Source organism: Variovorax sp. J2P1-31, from assembly GCF_030317215.1.
Classification (GTDB): domain Bacteria; phylum Pseudomonadota; class Gammaproteobacteria; order Burkholderiales; family Burkholderiaceae_C; genus Variovorax.
Window position 1 is genome coordinate 1,746,967 of the sequence record NZ_JASZYA010000002.1, and the last position, 15,513, is coordinate 1,762,479.

The 15,513-nt window shown below is 72.2% G+C and carries 7 protein-coding genes and 1 tRNA gene; 2 read left to right on the forward strand and 6 right to left on the reverse strand.

All coding sequences use genetic code 11. The annotated features are described in order from the left end of the window. Both QTI20_RS19365 and QTI20_RS19370 read left to right on the forward strand, forming a co-directional pair. Positions 1-1,785 (forward strand): ATP-binding cassette domain-containing protein, encoded by a 1,785-nt coding sequence (locus tag QTI20_RS19365; RefSeq protein ID WP_286553213.1) that lies wholly within the window; start codon positions 1-3, stop codon positions 1,783-1,785. A 43-nt stretch (positions 1,786-1,828) separates the two neighbouring features. Then, entirely contained in the window at positions 1,829-2,350 is a 522-nt protein-coding gene (locus QTI20_RS19370) for a murein hydrolase activator EnvC family protein (protein WP_503011416.1), read from the forward strand. On the opposite strand, the gene QTI20_RS19375 is transcribed toward QTI20_RS19370, so the two are convergent. From QTI20_RS19375 to QTI20_RS19400, 6 genes are all read right to left on the reverse strand, one after another. After that, entirely contained in the window at positions 2,347-4,536 is a 2,190-nt protein-coding gene (locus QTI20_RS19375; RefSeq protein ID WP_503011417.1) for a putative bifunctional diguanylate cyclase/phosphodiesterase, read from the reverse strand. The two genes, QTI20_RS19370 and QTI20_RS19375, sit on opposite strands and share 4 nt — an antisense overlap. A 112-nt stretch (positions 4,537-4,648) precedes the next feature. Further along, a complete protein-coding gene (gene recD / locus QTI20_RS19380) occupies positions 4,649-6,619 on the reverse strand; it encodes an exodeoxyribonuclease V subunit alpha (protein ID WP_286553214.1) in 1,971 nt (656 codons plus the stop codon). After that, positions 6,616-10,305, reverse strand: coding sequence for an exodeoxyribonuclease V subunit beta (recB, locus tag QTI20_RS19385; protein WP_286553216.1), 3,690 nt, complete (start codon positions 10,303-10,305; stop codon positions 6,616-6,618). The genes recD and recB overlap by 4 nt, the downstream gene beginning before the upstream one ends. Further along, positions 10,302-13,760: an exodeoxyribonuclease V subunit gamma gene (gene recC, locus QTI20_RS19390; protein WP_286553218.1), complete on the reverse strand. Its 3,459-nt coding sequence runs from the start codon at positions 13,758-13,760 to the stop codon at positions 10,302-10,304. The genes recB and recC overlap by 4 nt, the downstream gene beginning before the upstream one ends. A gap of 585 nt (positions 13,761-14,345) precedes the next feature. Then, positions 14,346-15,371 (reverse strand): RNA methyltransferase, encoded by a 1,026-nt coding sequence (locus QTI20_RS19395; protein WP_286553219.1) that lies wholly within the window; start codon positions 15,369-15,371, stop codon positions 14,346-14,348. A 60-nt stretch (positions 15,372-15,431) separates the two neighbouring features. Continuing rightward, positions 15,432-15,508: transfer RNA gene (locus QTI20_RS19400), tRNA-Met, on the reverse strand. Between the last annotated feature and the right edge of the window lie 5 nt (positions 15,509-15,513).

Consider the following 15,513-nt stretch of genomic DNA (forward strand, 5'->3'; position numbering starts at 1 on the left):
ATGACCACAGCCCCCGGCAACGCCGTCCGCGAACTCTATGCCGCGCTGTGGCGCTTCGCCGAAGGCGCGCGCGGGCAATTGCTGGGCGCGACCGCGCTGCTCACCGGCTCGCAGCTGGTCAAGCTGACCCTGCCCTACCTCGCGGGCCAGGCCATCAACGCATTGCAACGCGGCGACCTGCGCGGCTCGGGCGGCTGGATCGCCACGCTGACCGGCGTCTACCTGTTCTCCTGGATGCTGCACGGCCCGGGCCGCATCCTCGAGCGCAACGTCGGCGTCAGGGTGCGCGAATCGCTGGCCGACCAGCTCTACGTGCGGCTGGCGTCGGCGCCGCTGGTCTGGCACGACGGCCACCATTCGGGCGAACTGCAGCACCGCGTGCATCAGGCCAGCCGCGCGCTCTCGGACTTCGCGCAGAACCAGTTCATCTGGCTCACCAACGTGGTCAACATCGTCGGCCCGCTGGTGGCGCTCACGCTGCTGTCGCGCAGCAGCGGCATCACCGCGCTCGCGGGCTATGTGGTGATCGGCCTGATCATCCTGCGCATCGACCGCGCGTTGATGCGGCTGGCGCGCACCGAGAACGACGCCGACCGGCGCTACGTGGCCGCGCTGCTGGACTTCGTCGGCAACACCTCGACCGTGATCGGCTTGCGGCTGCAGGGCGCCTCGCGCCTGCTGCTGCGCGCGCGCATGGCGGCCATCTCGGTGCCGCTCAAGCGCACCGTGGTGCTCAACGAAGGCAAGTGGTTCACCGTCGACATGCTGGGCCTGATGCTGACCTGGGGCCTGGTGGTGCTGTACGTGTGGCAGTCGCGCACGCCGGGCCAGGCGGTGCTGCTGGGCTCGGTGTTCATGATCTACCAGTACGCGCAGCAGGCGGCCGGCGTGGTGTCGTCGATGGCGGCCAACTTCCAGTTCTTCGCGCGCATGCACACCGACTACGGCAGCGCGGCGCCGATCTGGGAAGCGCCGCACGGCCCCGCGCTGACCACGCCGCCCGAGCAGGTGCCCGCGCACGAGCGCATCGACGCCGGCACGCGCTGGTCGCAGCTCGCGGTGAGCGGCCTGCGCTGGGACTACGCGCGGCGCGGTGAGCCGGTCGAAGGCGAGACCGTGCGCAGCGGCCTGCACGAGGTGGCGCTCACGCTGCGACGCGGCCAGCGGGTGGCGCTGGTGGGTCCCAGCGGCGGCGGCAAGAGCACGCTGCTGCGGCTGCTGGCCGGCCTCTACGCACCGCAGGCCGGCACGCTGGCCTTCGACGGCCAGCCCGCCGACTGGGGCCGGCTGCGCCAGATCGCCACGCTGATCCCGCAGGAGACCGAGGTGTTCGAGGCCAGCGTGCGCGAGAACCTCACCTTCGGCCGGCCCGGCGACGACGCGGCCCTGCTGGCCGCGCTGCATGCCAGCGCCTTCGACGAGGTGCTGGCGGCCACGCAGGGCAGCCTCGACACACCCCTGTCGGAACGCGGCTTCAACCTCTCGGGCGGCCAGCGCCAGCGCCTGTGCCTGGCGCGCGGCGTGCTCGCGGCCCAGGGCAGCACGCTGCTGCTGCTCGACGAGCCCACCAGCGCGCTCGACGCGGCCACCGAGGCCCGCGTGCTCGAGCGCATCGCCAACGCCTTCCCCGAAGCCTGCGTGGTGGCCTCGATCCACCGGCTGAGCCTGCTCGATCGCTTCGACACCGTGGTGCTGATGGAGGCCGGCCGGGTGCTCGATGCCGGCCCGCGCGAGGCCGTGCTGGCCCGCCAGCCGCTGCTGCAACGCATGGTTGCGCCGAACTAGGGCCTTGGGGAACCCTCGGGGGCGAATGCGTTCCAATCGGCCCATGTCCCGTTCCATTTCACTCCCCTCCCTGCGCACCGTGCTGCGCGGCGGCCTCGCGGCCCTCGCCGCGTTCGGCCTGCTGGCCTGCACCACCACCACGCCCACCCCGGGCCCGGGCAAGTCCGCCCCGGCGGCCGCGGCGCCGCAGGCCAAGGCGATCTTCATCCGTCCCGCGCCCGGCGCCACGCTGGCGCGCTTCGACGGCAACCGCAACAAGGGGCTCGACATCGCGGGCAACGCGGGCGACCCGATCGTCGCCTCGGCCGACGGCCGCGTGGTCTTCGTGGGCGGCCAGCTGCGCGGCTACGGCAACATGGTGATCATCAAGCACAACGAGACCTTCCTCACGGCCTATGCGCACAACCGGGCCATCGTGGTGAAGGAGAACCAGATCGTGCGCCAGGGCCAGAAGATCGCCGAGATGGGCCAGAGCGACGCCGACCGCGTGAAGCTGCACTTCGAGATCCGCAAGAACGGCACGGCCGTGAACCCCGAGCCCTACCTCAGCGGCGCGGCGCGCTAAGCCCGCGGCAGGGCCGGCGCAAGACGCTGGCCCGCGGCGGCACCCAGGCCGCCCGCATCGCCGATCTTGCGCGTGCCGAACCAGTCGAGCAGCGCCGACGCATCCATCGGCTTCGCATAGAAGAAGCCCTGCAGTTCGTCGCAGCCCATGGCCAGCAGCAGGTCGCGCTGCGCCTGCGTCTCCACCCCTTCGGCCACCACGCCCAGGCCCAGCGCATGGGCCAGGCGGATCACCGCATCGACCACCGCGCGCGCGTCCTCCTGCGTCTCGAGGTCCTGCACGAAGCTGCGGTCGATCTTGACCTGGCGCGCCGGCAGCTGGCGCAAGTGGCTCAGGCTCGAGTAGCCGGTGCCGAAGTCGTCGATCGAGAGGAACACGCCGATGCGCGCCAGCCCCGCGATCGTGCGCTCGGTGGCGCGGAAGTCCTCCATCGCCAGCGACTCGGTGATCTCGCACAGCAGCAGCGAGGCCGGCACGCCATGCCGCGCCAGCGCCTGCCCCACGCGGTCGGCGAAGTCGGCCTCGCGCAGCTGCATCACCGAAAGGTTCACCGCCACCGACATCGTCATGCCCTGCGATTGCCACTGGGCGATCTGGCGGCAGGCCTCGTCGATGATCCAGTCGCCCAGGCGCACGATCAGGCCGAAGCGCTCGGCCAGGCCGATGAAGTGCACCGGCGCGATCAGGCCGCGCTGCGGATGGTTCCAGCGCACCAGCGCTTCCACGCCGCTGGTGCGCGTGCTGCGCCCGTCGATCTTGGGCTGGTAGTAGAGCTCGAACTGCTTGAGCACGAGCGCCTGCCGCAGGTCGCTCTGCAGCTCGAGCTGCTGCGAGGCATCGGCGCCCATGGACGATTCGAACATCGCGTAGTTGCCGCCGCCCGCGCGCTTGGCGGCGTACATGGCGGCGTCGGCGTTCGACACCAGCTTGTCCGGCTCGCCCTGGTCGGGGTGCAGCACGATGCCGATCGAGCAGGCGATCTGCAACTGCTTGCCCATGATGCTGAAGGGCTCGGACAGCGCGCGCAGCACCTTGTTCGCGGCCTGCGCGCATTCGGCGTCGTCGCGCACCCCCTCCAGCAGGATCAGGAACTCGTCGCCGCCCACGCGCGCGACCGTGTCGCTCTCCTTCACCAGCCGGACCAGCCGGTCGGCGGTGGCGCGCAGGATGTGGTCGCCCGCCGCATGGCCGAAGGAATCGTTGATCGGCTTGAAGCCGTCGAGGTCGACGAACAGCACCGCGATCCGCTCCTCCACCTTGAGCAGGTTGGCGCGCCCCATGCGCAGCAGCGCGTGGCGCAGGCGGTCCTCGAACAGCACGCGGTTCGGCAGGCCGGTGAGCGCGTCGGTGAAGGCGCGCTGGTGCAGCTCGTGGTTGGCGCGCGTGAGCTCGGTGTTGGCCTCCTGCAGCGAGTGCGCGAGGCGCTGCGCCACCACCTGCAGGCGGGCTTCCAGCGTCGAGGTGAACAGCGTGCCCAGCAGCAGGATGCTGGTCGCGAGCCCGACCACGGTGGTGAGCCCGGTGCCCTGCAGCGCGTCGGTGCTCAGGCAGACCGAACCGGCCGGGAAGGCCGCGGCCGCCATGCCGGTGTAGTGCATGCCGCAGATGGCCAGGCCCATCACCAGCGCGGCCAGCAGCTGCAGCGGCACCCGCCGCTCGGGCGCCGCATCGCCGAGGTGCTTGAAGATCAGCAGCGAGGCGGCCGAGGCGCCGATCGCGATCGCGGCCGACAGCGCGACCGTCGGCGCATGCCAGACGATGCCCGGCGCCATGTCGAGCGCGGCCATGCCGATGTAGTGCATGGCGCAGATGCCGGCCCCCATGGCCACCGACGCGAGCACCAGTCGCACGGGCCCGTAGCGCCCCTGGCTCGCGACCCACAGCGCGATGCCGGAGGCGCCCACGGCGGCGATCCAGGAGGCCAGCGTGGCGCCCACGGTGAAGCCCAGGTCGATCGGCAGCGAGAAGCCCAGCATGCCGACGAAATGCATCGACCAGATGCCGGTGCCCAGCGTGAGGGAGCCGGCGACCCACCAGATGGCGTGGAGCCGGCCGTCCGACTGGCGCACGCGCCGCGCGAGGTCGAGCGCCACGTAGGACGCGAGCATCGCGATCAGCACCGAGGCGGCGACGGCCCACAGGTTGTGATGGGAGGGGAGGAATTCGGGCAGGAGGGAAGGGTTCACGGCAAAGGGTACGCAGCCGATCGCACATTGGATCTGCTGCTGGAGAAATGGAAATCGATGCCGGACCGCGGCGTCGTGCGCGCGCGGCCGGGCTCGGTGAGGGCGGCGGTGGCTAGCCCGGGCGGTCCAGCCTTTCGAGCAAGCCGCTGGCGCGCCGCGTGCGCTGCGCCAAGGCCTCGCCGAAGGCCTGCGCGCGCGGCGTGACCAGCGTGAAGGCCTGGCGCGCGCGCGTGATGCCGGTGTAGACCAGCTCGCGCGTGAGCACGCGGCTCGGGTCGCGCGGCAGCACCAGCACCGTGTGCTCGAACTCCGAGCCCTGCGACTTGTGCACCGTCATGGCGAAGGCGGTCTCGACCGCGGCCAGCCGGCTCACGCCGACCGAGCGCGCCTCGGCGCCATCGAGGAAATAGGCGCGCAGCGGGGCGCCCGGCGTGGCCGGCGGCAGCGCGATGCCGATGTCGCCGTTGAACACGCCCACGCCCGCATCGTTGCGGGTCACCATCACCGGCCGCCCTTCGTACCAGGCGCCGCGCTTGGCCAGCAAGCCGGCCGACACCAGCGCGCGCTCGATCGCCAGGTTGAGCCCCTCCGAGCCCCACTCGCCCTGGCGCACCGCGCACAGCAGGCGGAAGCGCTCGAAGGCGTGGAGCACCGACAGCACCCAGGCCGCATGCGCCTGCGCGTTCGGCGCCGCGGGGCGCTGCTGCAGCGCGCGCAGGTAGTGGCCGAAGCCGCCGGGCGCATCGGCGCGGCCGTGCAGGGCCAGCTGCACCACGACCGCGGTCGAGGGCGCATCGAGCCAGGCCAGTTCGCCCTTCGCCCTGGCGTGCAGCAGCTGTGTCGCAGCCCGCACGTCGCCGCCGTTGGCGGCCAGCGCCAGTTGCCCGATCGGGCCGCCGAAGCGCCGGCTCTCGCGCAGCATCACGGTCTGCTGCGCCAGCGGCGAGCCCGCGCCCGCGAAGCGTTCGGGCACGCGCTGCCCGGTCACGGCCTCGATGAAGGCCAGCGTCGGCGCGCTGTAGCGGCCTTTCTCGGCCGTGCGGCACAGGTCGCCCAGCACCGCGCCCGCTTCGACCGAGGCCAGCTGGTCCTTGTCGCCCAGGAAGATCACGCGCGCCTGCGGCGGCAAGGCCTCCAGCAACGCGGCCATCATCTCCAGGTGGATCATCGAGGCCTCGTCGACGATCAGCACGTCGACCTCGAGCGGGCGCGCCGCGTCGAAGCGAAAGCGCCGCGTGTCGGGCCGCGCACCCAGCAGCGAATGCAGCGTGCGCGCGGGCTGGATGTGCGAGGCCAGTTCGTTCAACGGCAGGCGGTCGCCGACCTGCTCGCTCAGCTGGCTCAAGGCGCCATCGATCGACTGCTTGAGCCGCGCGGCCGCCTTGCCCGTGGGCGCGGCCAGCATCACGCGCAGGCGTTCGGGCGAGCGGTCCATCGCGAACAGCAGCGCCAGCAGCCGCGCCGCGGTGTAGGTCTTGCCCGTGCCCGGGCCGCCGGTGACGATCGACAGCCGGCCGCGCAGCGCGATGCCGCAGGCGATCTTCTGCCAGTCCAGCGCGCCGTCGGCCGAGGGCCCGAACAGCAGGTCGAGTTGCGCGCGCAGCCCCGCTTCGTCGACCTTGCGCGACGCCGCGCCGCGCGCCAGCACCTGGGCCGCGACGCGCTGCTCGTAGGCCCAGTAGCGGCGCAGGTAGAGCTTGCCGGCCTGCAGCACCAGCGGCTCGCCGCGGCCGGCCGCCGCGGCGTCGTCGCCGTGTGCGACCAACGGGCTGGCGCGCAAGGCCTCGGCCCACTGCGCCACCGGCGGCAAGGTCGCCAGCGCGGACTGCAGTTCGGCCATCACCTCGGCCGGCCAGTTGAGCAGCGCGGCCGGGTCGTCGCGCAGTTCGTCGAGCAGCAGGCAGGCATGGCCGCGGCCTTCCATGTGCGCGACCAGCGCGCCGGCCATCAGCACCTCGGGTGGGGTGGCGGATTGCAGCTCGCCCAGGAAGGCGGCGAAGGCGCTGTCGAGCCGGCGCAGCCAGCCCTGCGCGGCCCAGCGTCGCAGCGTGTCGAGCAGCATGGGTGTCGATTCCGTCGTCATGCGTCGGCCTCCTGCGCCGCGCCCAGCAGCTGGTCGAGCCCGTCGAGCAGCGCCAGCGGCGGCCGCACGTGGTAGCAGCCGCGGGCCGGTCCGGCCACGCCGCGCAGGAACAGGAAGACCGCGCCGCCCAGGTGCTGCGCGGGGTCGTAGGCCTCGCCCAGCCGCTCGCGCAGCAGGCGGTGCAGGGCCAGCAGGTAGATGCCGGCCTGCACGTCGTAGCGGTGCGCGGCCATCGCGGCCTCGAGCGCATCGGGCGTGTAGTCGGCGTCGGCGTCGCCCAGGTGGCTGGACTTGTGGTCGAGCACCCAGTAGCGGCCTTCGTGCGCGAACACGATGTCGGCGAAGCCCATCAGCATGCCGTGCAGCTCGCGCTCGGGCAGCGGCGGCCGCGCGCGGCCGGCCAGCAGGTGCGCGCTGCACAGCGCATCGATCTGCAGCGCATCGAGGCTGCGGCTGGGCAGCCAGAACTCCATTTCGGGCAGCGTGGCCTGCAGACCCTCGAGCGCGCTGCCGATCGGCGGCAGCGGCGTCTGCAGCACCTGCAGCAGCCAGGCCAGCACCTCGGCCGCCCGTTCGCCCCAGCCCTGGCGTTCGCAGCGGCGCAGCAGCTGCTGCTGGCGTTCTTCCGAGGCCGCGAGGTCGAAGCCCTCGCCGGCCAGCCATTCGAGCTGGTCGTGCAGGAAATTGCCCGCGAAGGCGCCGCGCGGGAAGCGGTGCCAAGGGGCGTCGCCCGGTGCAACGGAGGCCGGCGCGATCGGCTCGGGCGCCTCGTCGCTCGCTTCGTCGTTGCGCACCGCCGCCACACTGGACGCCAGCACGCCCGGCATCGAGGGCAGCGTGCGCACCAGCGCCGAGAAACTGCCGATGGACCAGCGCCGGTCGAAGCGCGCGTCGTAGACCGCGACGTCGCGCAGCGCGGGCGGCGCGCCGCGCGACTGCAAGGGCGTGGCCGCGAGGCCCGCCATCTCGGCGGCCGGCACCAGCGCGATGTCGGCGCAGCCCTGCACCGCTTCCACGATGCGCGCCTGCAGCTGCTCGGGCAGCACCGCCTCGGTGCCGTTGAGCACATAGCCGATCGCGCTGCGGTGCAGGGTCGGCGCGTTGGCGCTGCCCTCCTTGAGCGCGGCCAGCCCGACCCACACCGCGTGCCGCGCGCGCGTGAGCGCCACGTACAGCAGGCGCAGGTCTTCGCGGTGGCGCTCCTTGTCGGCCTCGGCCACATGGGCATCGCTCAGGTGCAGGTGCAGCGTGCGCTCGCCCTCTGCATCGGCCAGGCTCAGGTGCGAGGTGCCGGCCTTCTTCACGCCACGGAAGCCGCTGGCGAAGGGCAGGAACACCAGCGGGTACTCGAGGCCCTTGGACTTGTGGACGGTCACGACCTTGACCAGGTCGGCGTCGCTTTCCAGCCGCACCACCTGCTCGTCGCCGCCCGCCGATTCGCCGCGCAGCTGGTCGCCCAGCCAGCGCACCAGCGCCTGTTCGCCGTCGAGCATGCCGCTGGCGGCCTGCAGCAGTTCGGCCAGGTGCAGGAAGTTGGTGAGCCGGCGCTCGCCGTCGGGCGCGGCCAGCCAGCGCGCGGGCAGGTCGAGCCGGTGCAAGGTGCGGCGCAGCATGGTCAGCACGCCCTGCTGCTGCCACACGCCGTGCAGTTCGCGCAGCTGCTCGCTGCGCGCATCGAAGGCCTCGTCGTCGCGCGCGAGCACGCGCAGTTCTTCGATCGACAGGCCCACGGTGCGCGTGGCCAGCGCGGCGCGCGCCAGCCGCACGTCGAGCGGCGCCGCCACCGCCTTGAGCCAGTGCAGCAGGTCGTGGGCCTCGCTGCTGGCGAACACCGAATCCTTGTCCGACAGGTAGACCGAGGCCACGCGACGGCGGCGCAGTTCACGCTGCACGGCCGCGGCCTCCTTGCCGGTGCGCACCAGCACCGCGATGTCGGCCGGGCGCAGGCGCACGAAGGGCTCGCCAGGCTCGGCGAAGCCGGCGGCCTCGTCGTTGAGCAGCGTGACGATGCGCTCGGCGCAGCGCGCGGCGAAGCGGCGCCGGCTGCCCTCGGCGTTGAGCAGTTCGGCGTCGAGCGCGATCGTCACGGCCGGCTCGGCGCCGTCTGCGCTGACGAAGGATTCGCCGCGCCCGCGCGCACCCACGGCCTCGAAGGGCAGCGGGTTGTCGCCCGCGCTGCGGTACATGAAGGCGCCCTCGCCTTCGCGTGCCTCGGGCTGCGCCAGCAGGTGGTTCACGGCCGCGACCACCGAGGCGGTCGAGCGGTGGTTGGTGCCCAGCACGTAGTGCCGGCCCTCGGTCGCGCGGCGTGCCATCAGGTAGGCATGGATGTCGGCGCCGCGGAAGCCGTAGATCGACTGCTTGGGGTCGCCGATCAGCAGCAGGCCCGTGGCCGGCGCGTTGTCGGCGATGCGGTAGAGCCGGTCGAAGATGCGCGACTGCACCGGCGAGGTGTCCTGGAACTCGTCGATCAGCGCCACCGGGTACTGCGCCAGCATGCGTTCGCGCAGGCGCAGCGCGGCCTCGCCGTTGCGCGCCGGGTCGAGCGCGGCATCGAGCCGCTCGAGCATGTCGGCGAAGCCGAAGCTGCCGGCCTGCTTCTTGAGCTCGGCCATGCGCTGCGCGATCTGCGCGGCCGCGTGCAGCCGCAGGCGCGGCGCGAGGGGCGGCAGCGCATCGAGCGCCGTCATCAGCTGCGCGAAGGCGTCGAACTCGGCCGGCCAGGCGGGCGGCGCAGCGCCCTTGCAGGCGTCGTCCAGGCCCGCGGGCGTGAGCCGGAACTCGCCCTTGTTGAGCACCGGCCGGTCGCTGCGCGCACCGCTGGCCCAGTCGTGCAGCTCGCGCAGCCAGGGCTCGTAGTACTGGGCGCGCAGCTTGGTCTTGTTGAAGACGCTGGTCTTGCCGCCCAGCTGGCCTTCGAGCCAGGTGCGCATGGCCTCGATGCGCGCGGGCCAGCCCTGCTTGAGTTCGACCAGCGCGCGCTGGCGCTCGGCCAATGCGGTCGCGATCAGCGCGCCCAGGCTGCCCTGCCCCGCATCGGCCGGCAGGGCCTGCCCGGCCAGCGCGCGCGCGTCCTTCGCCAGGGCCTCGACGCTGGCCCAGGCCGCCAGTGCGGCATCGAGCGCGTCGCCGGTGAGCGGGTAGAACTGCTGGCGCCAGTAGTCCTGCGCGGCCTCGTCGAACATCGCGCGCTCGTTGGCGGCCAGCTCCTCGTCGAACAGGCTGCCGCTGTCGAAGGCGTGCTCGCGCAGCATGCGCTGGCACCAGGCGTCGATGGTGTGGACCGCCGCGTCGTCCATGCTCTCGGCCGCCATCGCGAGCCGCCAGGCCGCCGCCGTGCGGGCCGTGCCTTCGGGATAGGCGGCCATGAGTTCGCGCAGGAACACGTCGTGCGCCTCGGGCTCGGCCTCGCCGCGGAAGCAGCGCGCGGCCTGCAGCAGTCGCGCGCGCACGCGGTCCGACAGCTCGCGCGTGGCGGCGCGGGTGAAGGTCATCACCAGGATCTCGGCCGGCACCAGCGGGCGCGCGAACGCGGTCGACGCACCGTCTTCGTCCTCACCGCCATGGCTCAGCACCAGCCGCAGGTACAGCGCGGCGATGGTCCAGGTCTTGCCCGTGCCCGCGCTGGCCTCGATCAGGCGGCTGCCCCACAAGGGCAAGGTGAGCGCGTTCAGCGCGATGCTCATGCCAGCTCTCCTTCCGACCCGCCGGCCGCATGCAGTTCCACCGTGACCTGCGTTTCGGCCCAGCTTCGCAGCGGCGCGAACAGCGCTTCGGCCAGGTCTTCGAATTCGCCCCCCGCGCGCAAGGCCTCATGGTCGGGATAGACCCGCGCCAGGCAGGGCTCCTGCACCTCGCCACCGACGAACATGCCGCCTTCGTAGGCCTGCTCGGGCTTGCCGCCGGCCAGCCATTCGAGGGCCGTGAGCGGCGCCAGCGGCAGCGGCCGGCCCATGCCTTCGCGCCAGACGTCGAGCAGGGTGCGCAGCGTGGCCATCGCGAAGTCGGCCTGCAGCGGCTGGGCGGTGATGGTCGCATCGCGCCCCACCAGCACGCCCTGCACCGGCGCGCCGCAGGCGCTGCTGACGAGGGTGTTGACCCACAGGGCGATCAGCTTGTCGGGCCGCACCACGCCTTTTTCCGAGGCGAGCCGCGTGGGCAGCATGCCCATCCACACCGGCTCACCCGATTCGAGCGAGGACAGGCGCAGGCCGTCGAGCCAGTCGTCGAGCAGCAGGCCTTCGTGCGCGAAGCGCAGCGGCTCCTTCACGCCCGCCACCGGGTACAGCGCATGCAGCGCACGCCAGCGCGCGAGCATGGGCTGCAGCGTGTCGGCCAGCGCGCGCTCGGCGCGCCGGCCCAGCTCGGCCATCGGCAGCCGGCCGCTGCGGCGGATGCGCTGCAGCTGCGCAGCGACGCGCCGCGACAGCGCGGCCGCGTCGTCGACATCGCGCAGCACCGTCAGCGCCTCGTCGAGCAGGCCGTACTGTTCGAGGCCGTCGAGCGCGAAGGCCTCGTGGTCCTCCATCGCGGCCTCGTCCTCCTGGAACACCACGTCGAGCTGGCGGCGGAAGAAGTCCTTGACCGGGTTCTTGAGGAAGCTGGTCAGCGCCGCGAGCGTGAGCGGCACCGCGCGCTCGCCGTTGGCCGCCGCGCCTTCGGGACGCAGCACGGGAGCCGCCTGTTCGACCGTGGCCTCGTGCGCGGTGCGCCATTCGCGCGCATGGGTGAACAGCGCATCGCCCTCGCGGCCTTCGAAATAGCGCCGGCTGAAGGGCTGCAGCGGATGCTCGGTGGTGCGGGCTTCGACGACATCCTCGTGCCATCCCGCGGCCAGGTAGTCGCGCAGCTGCGAGACCAGCACCGAGGGCGGCTGCTCGCTGTTGTCGCGCACGCTGCGGCCGGTCCAGCTCAGGTAGAGCACGCGGCGCGCCGACAGCAGCGCCTCCAGCATGAGCTGGCGGTCGTCGTCGCGGCGCGAGCGGTCGCCGGGGCGCCGCTGGCCGGGCAGGCCCATCAGGTCGAAGTCGCTGCGCGGGCTGCTGCGCGGGTAGTCGCCGTCGTTCATGCCCAGCAGGCACACGACCTCGAAGGGCACGGCGCGCATCGGCAGCAAGGTGCAGAAGGTGACGCCGCCGGCGCGGAAGCGGCGGCTCAGGCCGGGCTCGTCGATGCCTTCGAGCCAGGCCTCGCGCGCCACGGCCAGCGACACCGGCGCATCGAAGCCGGCCAGTTCGCAGGCTTCCAGCCACTGGCCCAGCGCCTGCTGCGCGGCGGCCAGCGCCAGCCGCTCGCGTTCGTCGGTGGGCGCCATCAGCGCCTCGAGCAGGGCGCGCGAGCGTTCGGCCCAGCCCGCGGGCGTGGCCTCGGTCGAGGCCTGCACCCACCAGTCGCCCAGCACCTCGACCAGGTCGGCCAGCGCGCCCGCGATGGTGGCCTCGAGGCCGCCGACCTCGGCATAGGGCTCGATGTCCTGGAAGCTGCCGTCCACGCCCTCGGCCGCCTCGCCGCTGGCATAGCCCAGCAGCATGCGGCGCAGGCCGAACAGCCAGGTGTTCTGCTCGCCGCACTCGGCCAGGCCGAGGTCGCGCCGGTGCGCGAGGTCCAGGCCCCAGCGGATGCCCGCGCCTTCCATCCAGCGCGCCAGGCGTGGCAGCGCATCGGCATCGAGGCCGAAGCGCGCGGCCACAGCCGGCACGTCGAGCAGGTCGCGGATCTCGGTCAGGCCGCAGCGCTGCTGCGGCAGGCGCAGCAGCCATTCGAGCGCGACCAGCAGCGGGTTGTGGCCGCGCTCGCTCAGGTCGGCGATGTCGAAGGGAATGAAGCGCGCATCGCCGCGCGAATGCTGGCCGAACACCGAGCGGATGGCCGGCGCGAAGGCCGCCACGTCGGGCACCATGACCACGATGTCGCGCGGGTTGAGCGGCTCGTCGCCCGGGGGATGAGCCAGCAACGCGAGCAGCTGGTCGTGCAGGATCTCGACCTCGCGCTGCGCGCCGTGCGCGATGTGGAAGACGATCGAGCGGTCGTCGGCATCGACCGCCGGATGCGAATGCTCGCCCAGCGGCAGCAGGTCGCGGATGTGGGCCTGCACCTGCTGCAGCAGCGTCCCGGGCTCGGCCTCGTCGAACAGGTCGATCTTGCTGTCGCCGAAGCGCTGGCGCGTGGCGTCGGCATCGTCGAAGGCATCGAGCTGGCGCACGAAGTCACGGCCCTGGCGGCCCCAGGCCGCGAGCAGCGGATGGCCGTGCGCATGCATCTGCTCCAGGGGCACCAAGGCGAGGTCGCGTTCGGCACGCAAGGGCTGGCGCCGGCGCTCCATGCGCAGCAGCTCGCGGCCTTCGATGATGTCGGCCCAGTGGTAGCGGCTGGGGTTGGGGATGGCCATCAGCACCTGGCTGTGCGCGGACAGCGCGGCCAGCGCCTCGAGGGTCTGCATCGGCACATGCGTCATGCCGAACAGCATCACGCGGCGCGCCACCGGCGTGGCGGGCCTGTCGCCCGCGTCCAGCGCGGCGATGAAACGGCGGTGCAGATTCGAGCGCGCCGCGAAGCGCTCCTCCTCGCTCAGGCCTTCGAGCAGTTCGCGCCACAGCGCGGCCTGCCAGCGCTGGTCGGGCGGCAATGCGGTCTCGCCCCGGGGGCCGGGCAGCAGGTCGCGGCCGGCTTCCCAGGCCGCGAGCCAGTCGCCGCGGTAGACCTGGTACTGGTCGTAGAGATCGGCCAGCCGACTCGCGAGCTGCAACCGGCGGCCCATGTCGCCGTCGCGCAGGAAGCCGGCCAGCGGCTCGTAGCCCGGCTGCGGCGCGAGCGCGGGCAGCAGGTGCATCAGGCGCCAGGCCAGCGCCTGCTTGTCGAGCGCGGAGCGCGGCGGCACCGCGTCGCGGCCTAGCACCTGGCGGTAGCTGCGCCAGAGGAAACGCGCGGGCAGTTCGACCCTGGCTGCCGCGCACACCCCGCTGCGCGCGGCCAGCGTCATCTTCAGCCACTCGGCCACGCCGTTGCTCTGCACCAGGAAGATCTCTTCCTCCAGCGGCTGCAGCGGATGGCGGCGGGTCCACTCGAACAACGCATCGCCCAGCAGCTCGGCGCGGTTGCCGTGCAGGACCAGGAGGCCGGGCTGGAGGTCGGAGGGTGTCATGCGGAGAAGGAGCGTCGGAAGAAAAGAAGCGTAGCCGAGTGCGCCCGATTCTCGCCGCATGCCATTTCGAGGGCGCGTGATTGTTCGTGCGATGGAAACACGGCGTGCACGAAGTCGATCGGTACAAGAAACAAAAAATCAACACACTGGGGCCTGTTCACCCTATTTCCGGGGATCGCGTTGGTTGAATCAGGGGCTGGATGCAAGGCGCCCGTGCGCAGCAAGGCTTGCGCCTTGCAAGCGCGGGCAACGCCGCAGACGGCCCCTGGCTCAGCCAACCCTTCGGGAAGGCCTGCCATGACGGGCCACTCGGCGTTGCGTTCCTTGCGCGTGCTTCAGCACGCACGGCGTCACGCGCCTTGATTGGCCCGCCATGGCAGGCCTTCGCGACCCCGGAAATAGCGTTAACAGGCCCTTGTCACTGGCGACCGTGCGATCCCTGCTGCGGCACGGCTGGCGGCCCAGGGCGCGGGCAAGGTGCTCGGGCTGGCCATCGCCTTCGTCGAGACCGAGCGCGACGCAATCGAAGCCGCGAGCCGGTGGCTGGCCAAGGCCGAGGGGGCGATCGAGGGCTGATCGGCCTCTTCAGGTCCCCCGATGCAGCACCACCCGCGACTCGATGGCCCGCGCCCTCAGCTGGCCGCAGCCGCCATCGACATCCTGCCCGGCCGAGTAGCGCAGCTTGGTGAGGATGCCGCGCTGGCGCAGCGTGCGGGCGATCTGCTCGCAGCGCGCCCGCTGCGGGCGGCTGAAGGCCACGCCGTCCACCGTGTTGAAGGGGATCATGTTGAGCACGCCGTACTTGCCGCCCAGCAGCGCGACGATGCCCTCGACCTCCTCGTCGCTGTCGTTGACGCCTTCCAGCAGCGTCCACTGGTACTGCACGGGGTAGCCGCAGGCGCGCGCGTAGCGTTCGCTGGCGTCGACCAGTTCCTCGGGCGACAGGTTTGGCGCGCGCGGCAGCAGCTTGCGGCGCAGGGCGGCGTCGGTCGTGTGCAGCGAGAGCGCCAACGCGGGCTTCACCGTGCTGTGCTGCAGGCGCTCGAAGGCGCGCGGATCGCCCACGGTGGAGAACACCAGGTTCTTGTGGCCGATGTTGCCGACTGTGCCGAGCAGCTCGATCGCCTCCATCACGTTGTCCAGGTTGTGGGCCGGCTCGCCCATGCCCATGAACACCACCTTGGTCACGGCGCGACGCTGGCGCGCGAGCACCACCTGGGCCACGATCTCGGCGCTGCCGACCTGGCGCAGCAGCCCGTCGCGCCCCGTCATGCAGAACTGGCAGCCGACCGCGCAACCCACCTGCGACGACACGCACAGGCCGCCGCGCGGCAGCAGCACGCTTTCCACCGTCTGGCCGTCGGCCAGCGCCACCAGCAGGCGCTCGGACCCGTCGGCCCCGGGATGGACGGCGTCGATGCGCGCCAGCCCCGCGAGCTCGGCCTCGATGCGCGGCATCGCGGCCAGCAGGGACGACGGGAAGAAGGTGTGCGGCCGGCGCCGGCCGCTGTCCTGCGGCCGCGCATGCGACCACATGCGCAGGATCCGGTGTTCGTGCAGCGGGCCGGCGCCGGCGTCCTGCAGCCGTTGCCTCAGTTCGTGGATGTGCATGGGGCTGCCCTGGAAAACAAAAAGCCTTGCAAGTCGTTGACTTGCAAGGCTTTTTCTGACTGGTGGCTCTTCACGGATTCGAACCGCGGACCTGTGGATTATGATTCCATCGCTCTAACCGACTGAGCTAAAGAGCCGAGCC

Bases quoted from the DNA above. Each gene is read 5' to 3' on its own strand.
- recD (WP_286553214.1), bottom strand. From the start codon at position 6,619: ATGACGACGGAATCGACACCCATGCTGCTCGACACGCTGCGACGCTGG.
- recC (WP_286553218.1), bottom strand. From the start codon at position 13,760: ATGACACCCTCCGACCTCCAGCCCGGCCTCCTGGTCCTGCACGGCAAC.
- QTI20_RS19370 (WP_503011416.1), top strand. From the start codon at position 1,829: ATGTCCCGTTCCATTTCACTCCCCTCCCTGCGCACCGTGCTGCGCGGC.
- QTI20_RS19365 (WP_286553213.1), top strand. From the start codon at position 1: ATGACCACAGCCCCCGGCAACGCCGTCCGCGAACTCTATGCCGCGCTG.
- recB (WP_286553216.1), bottom strand. From the start codon at position 10,305: ATGAGCATCGCGCTGAACGCGCTCACCTTGCCCTTGTGGGGCAGCCGC.
- QTI20_RS19395 (WP_286553219.1), bottom strand. From the start codon at position 15,371: ATGCACATCCACGAACTGAGGCAACGGCTGCAGGACGCCGGCGCCGGC.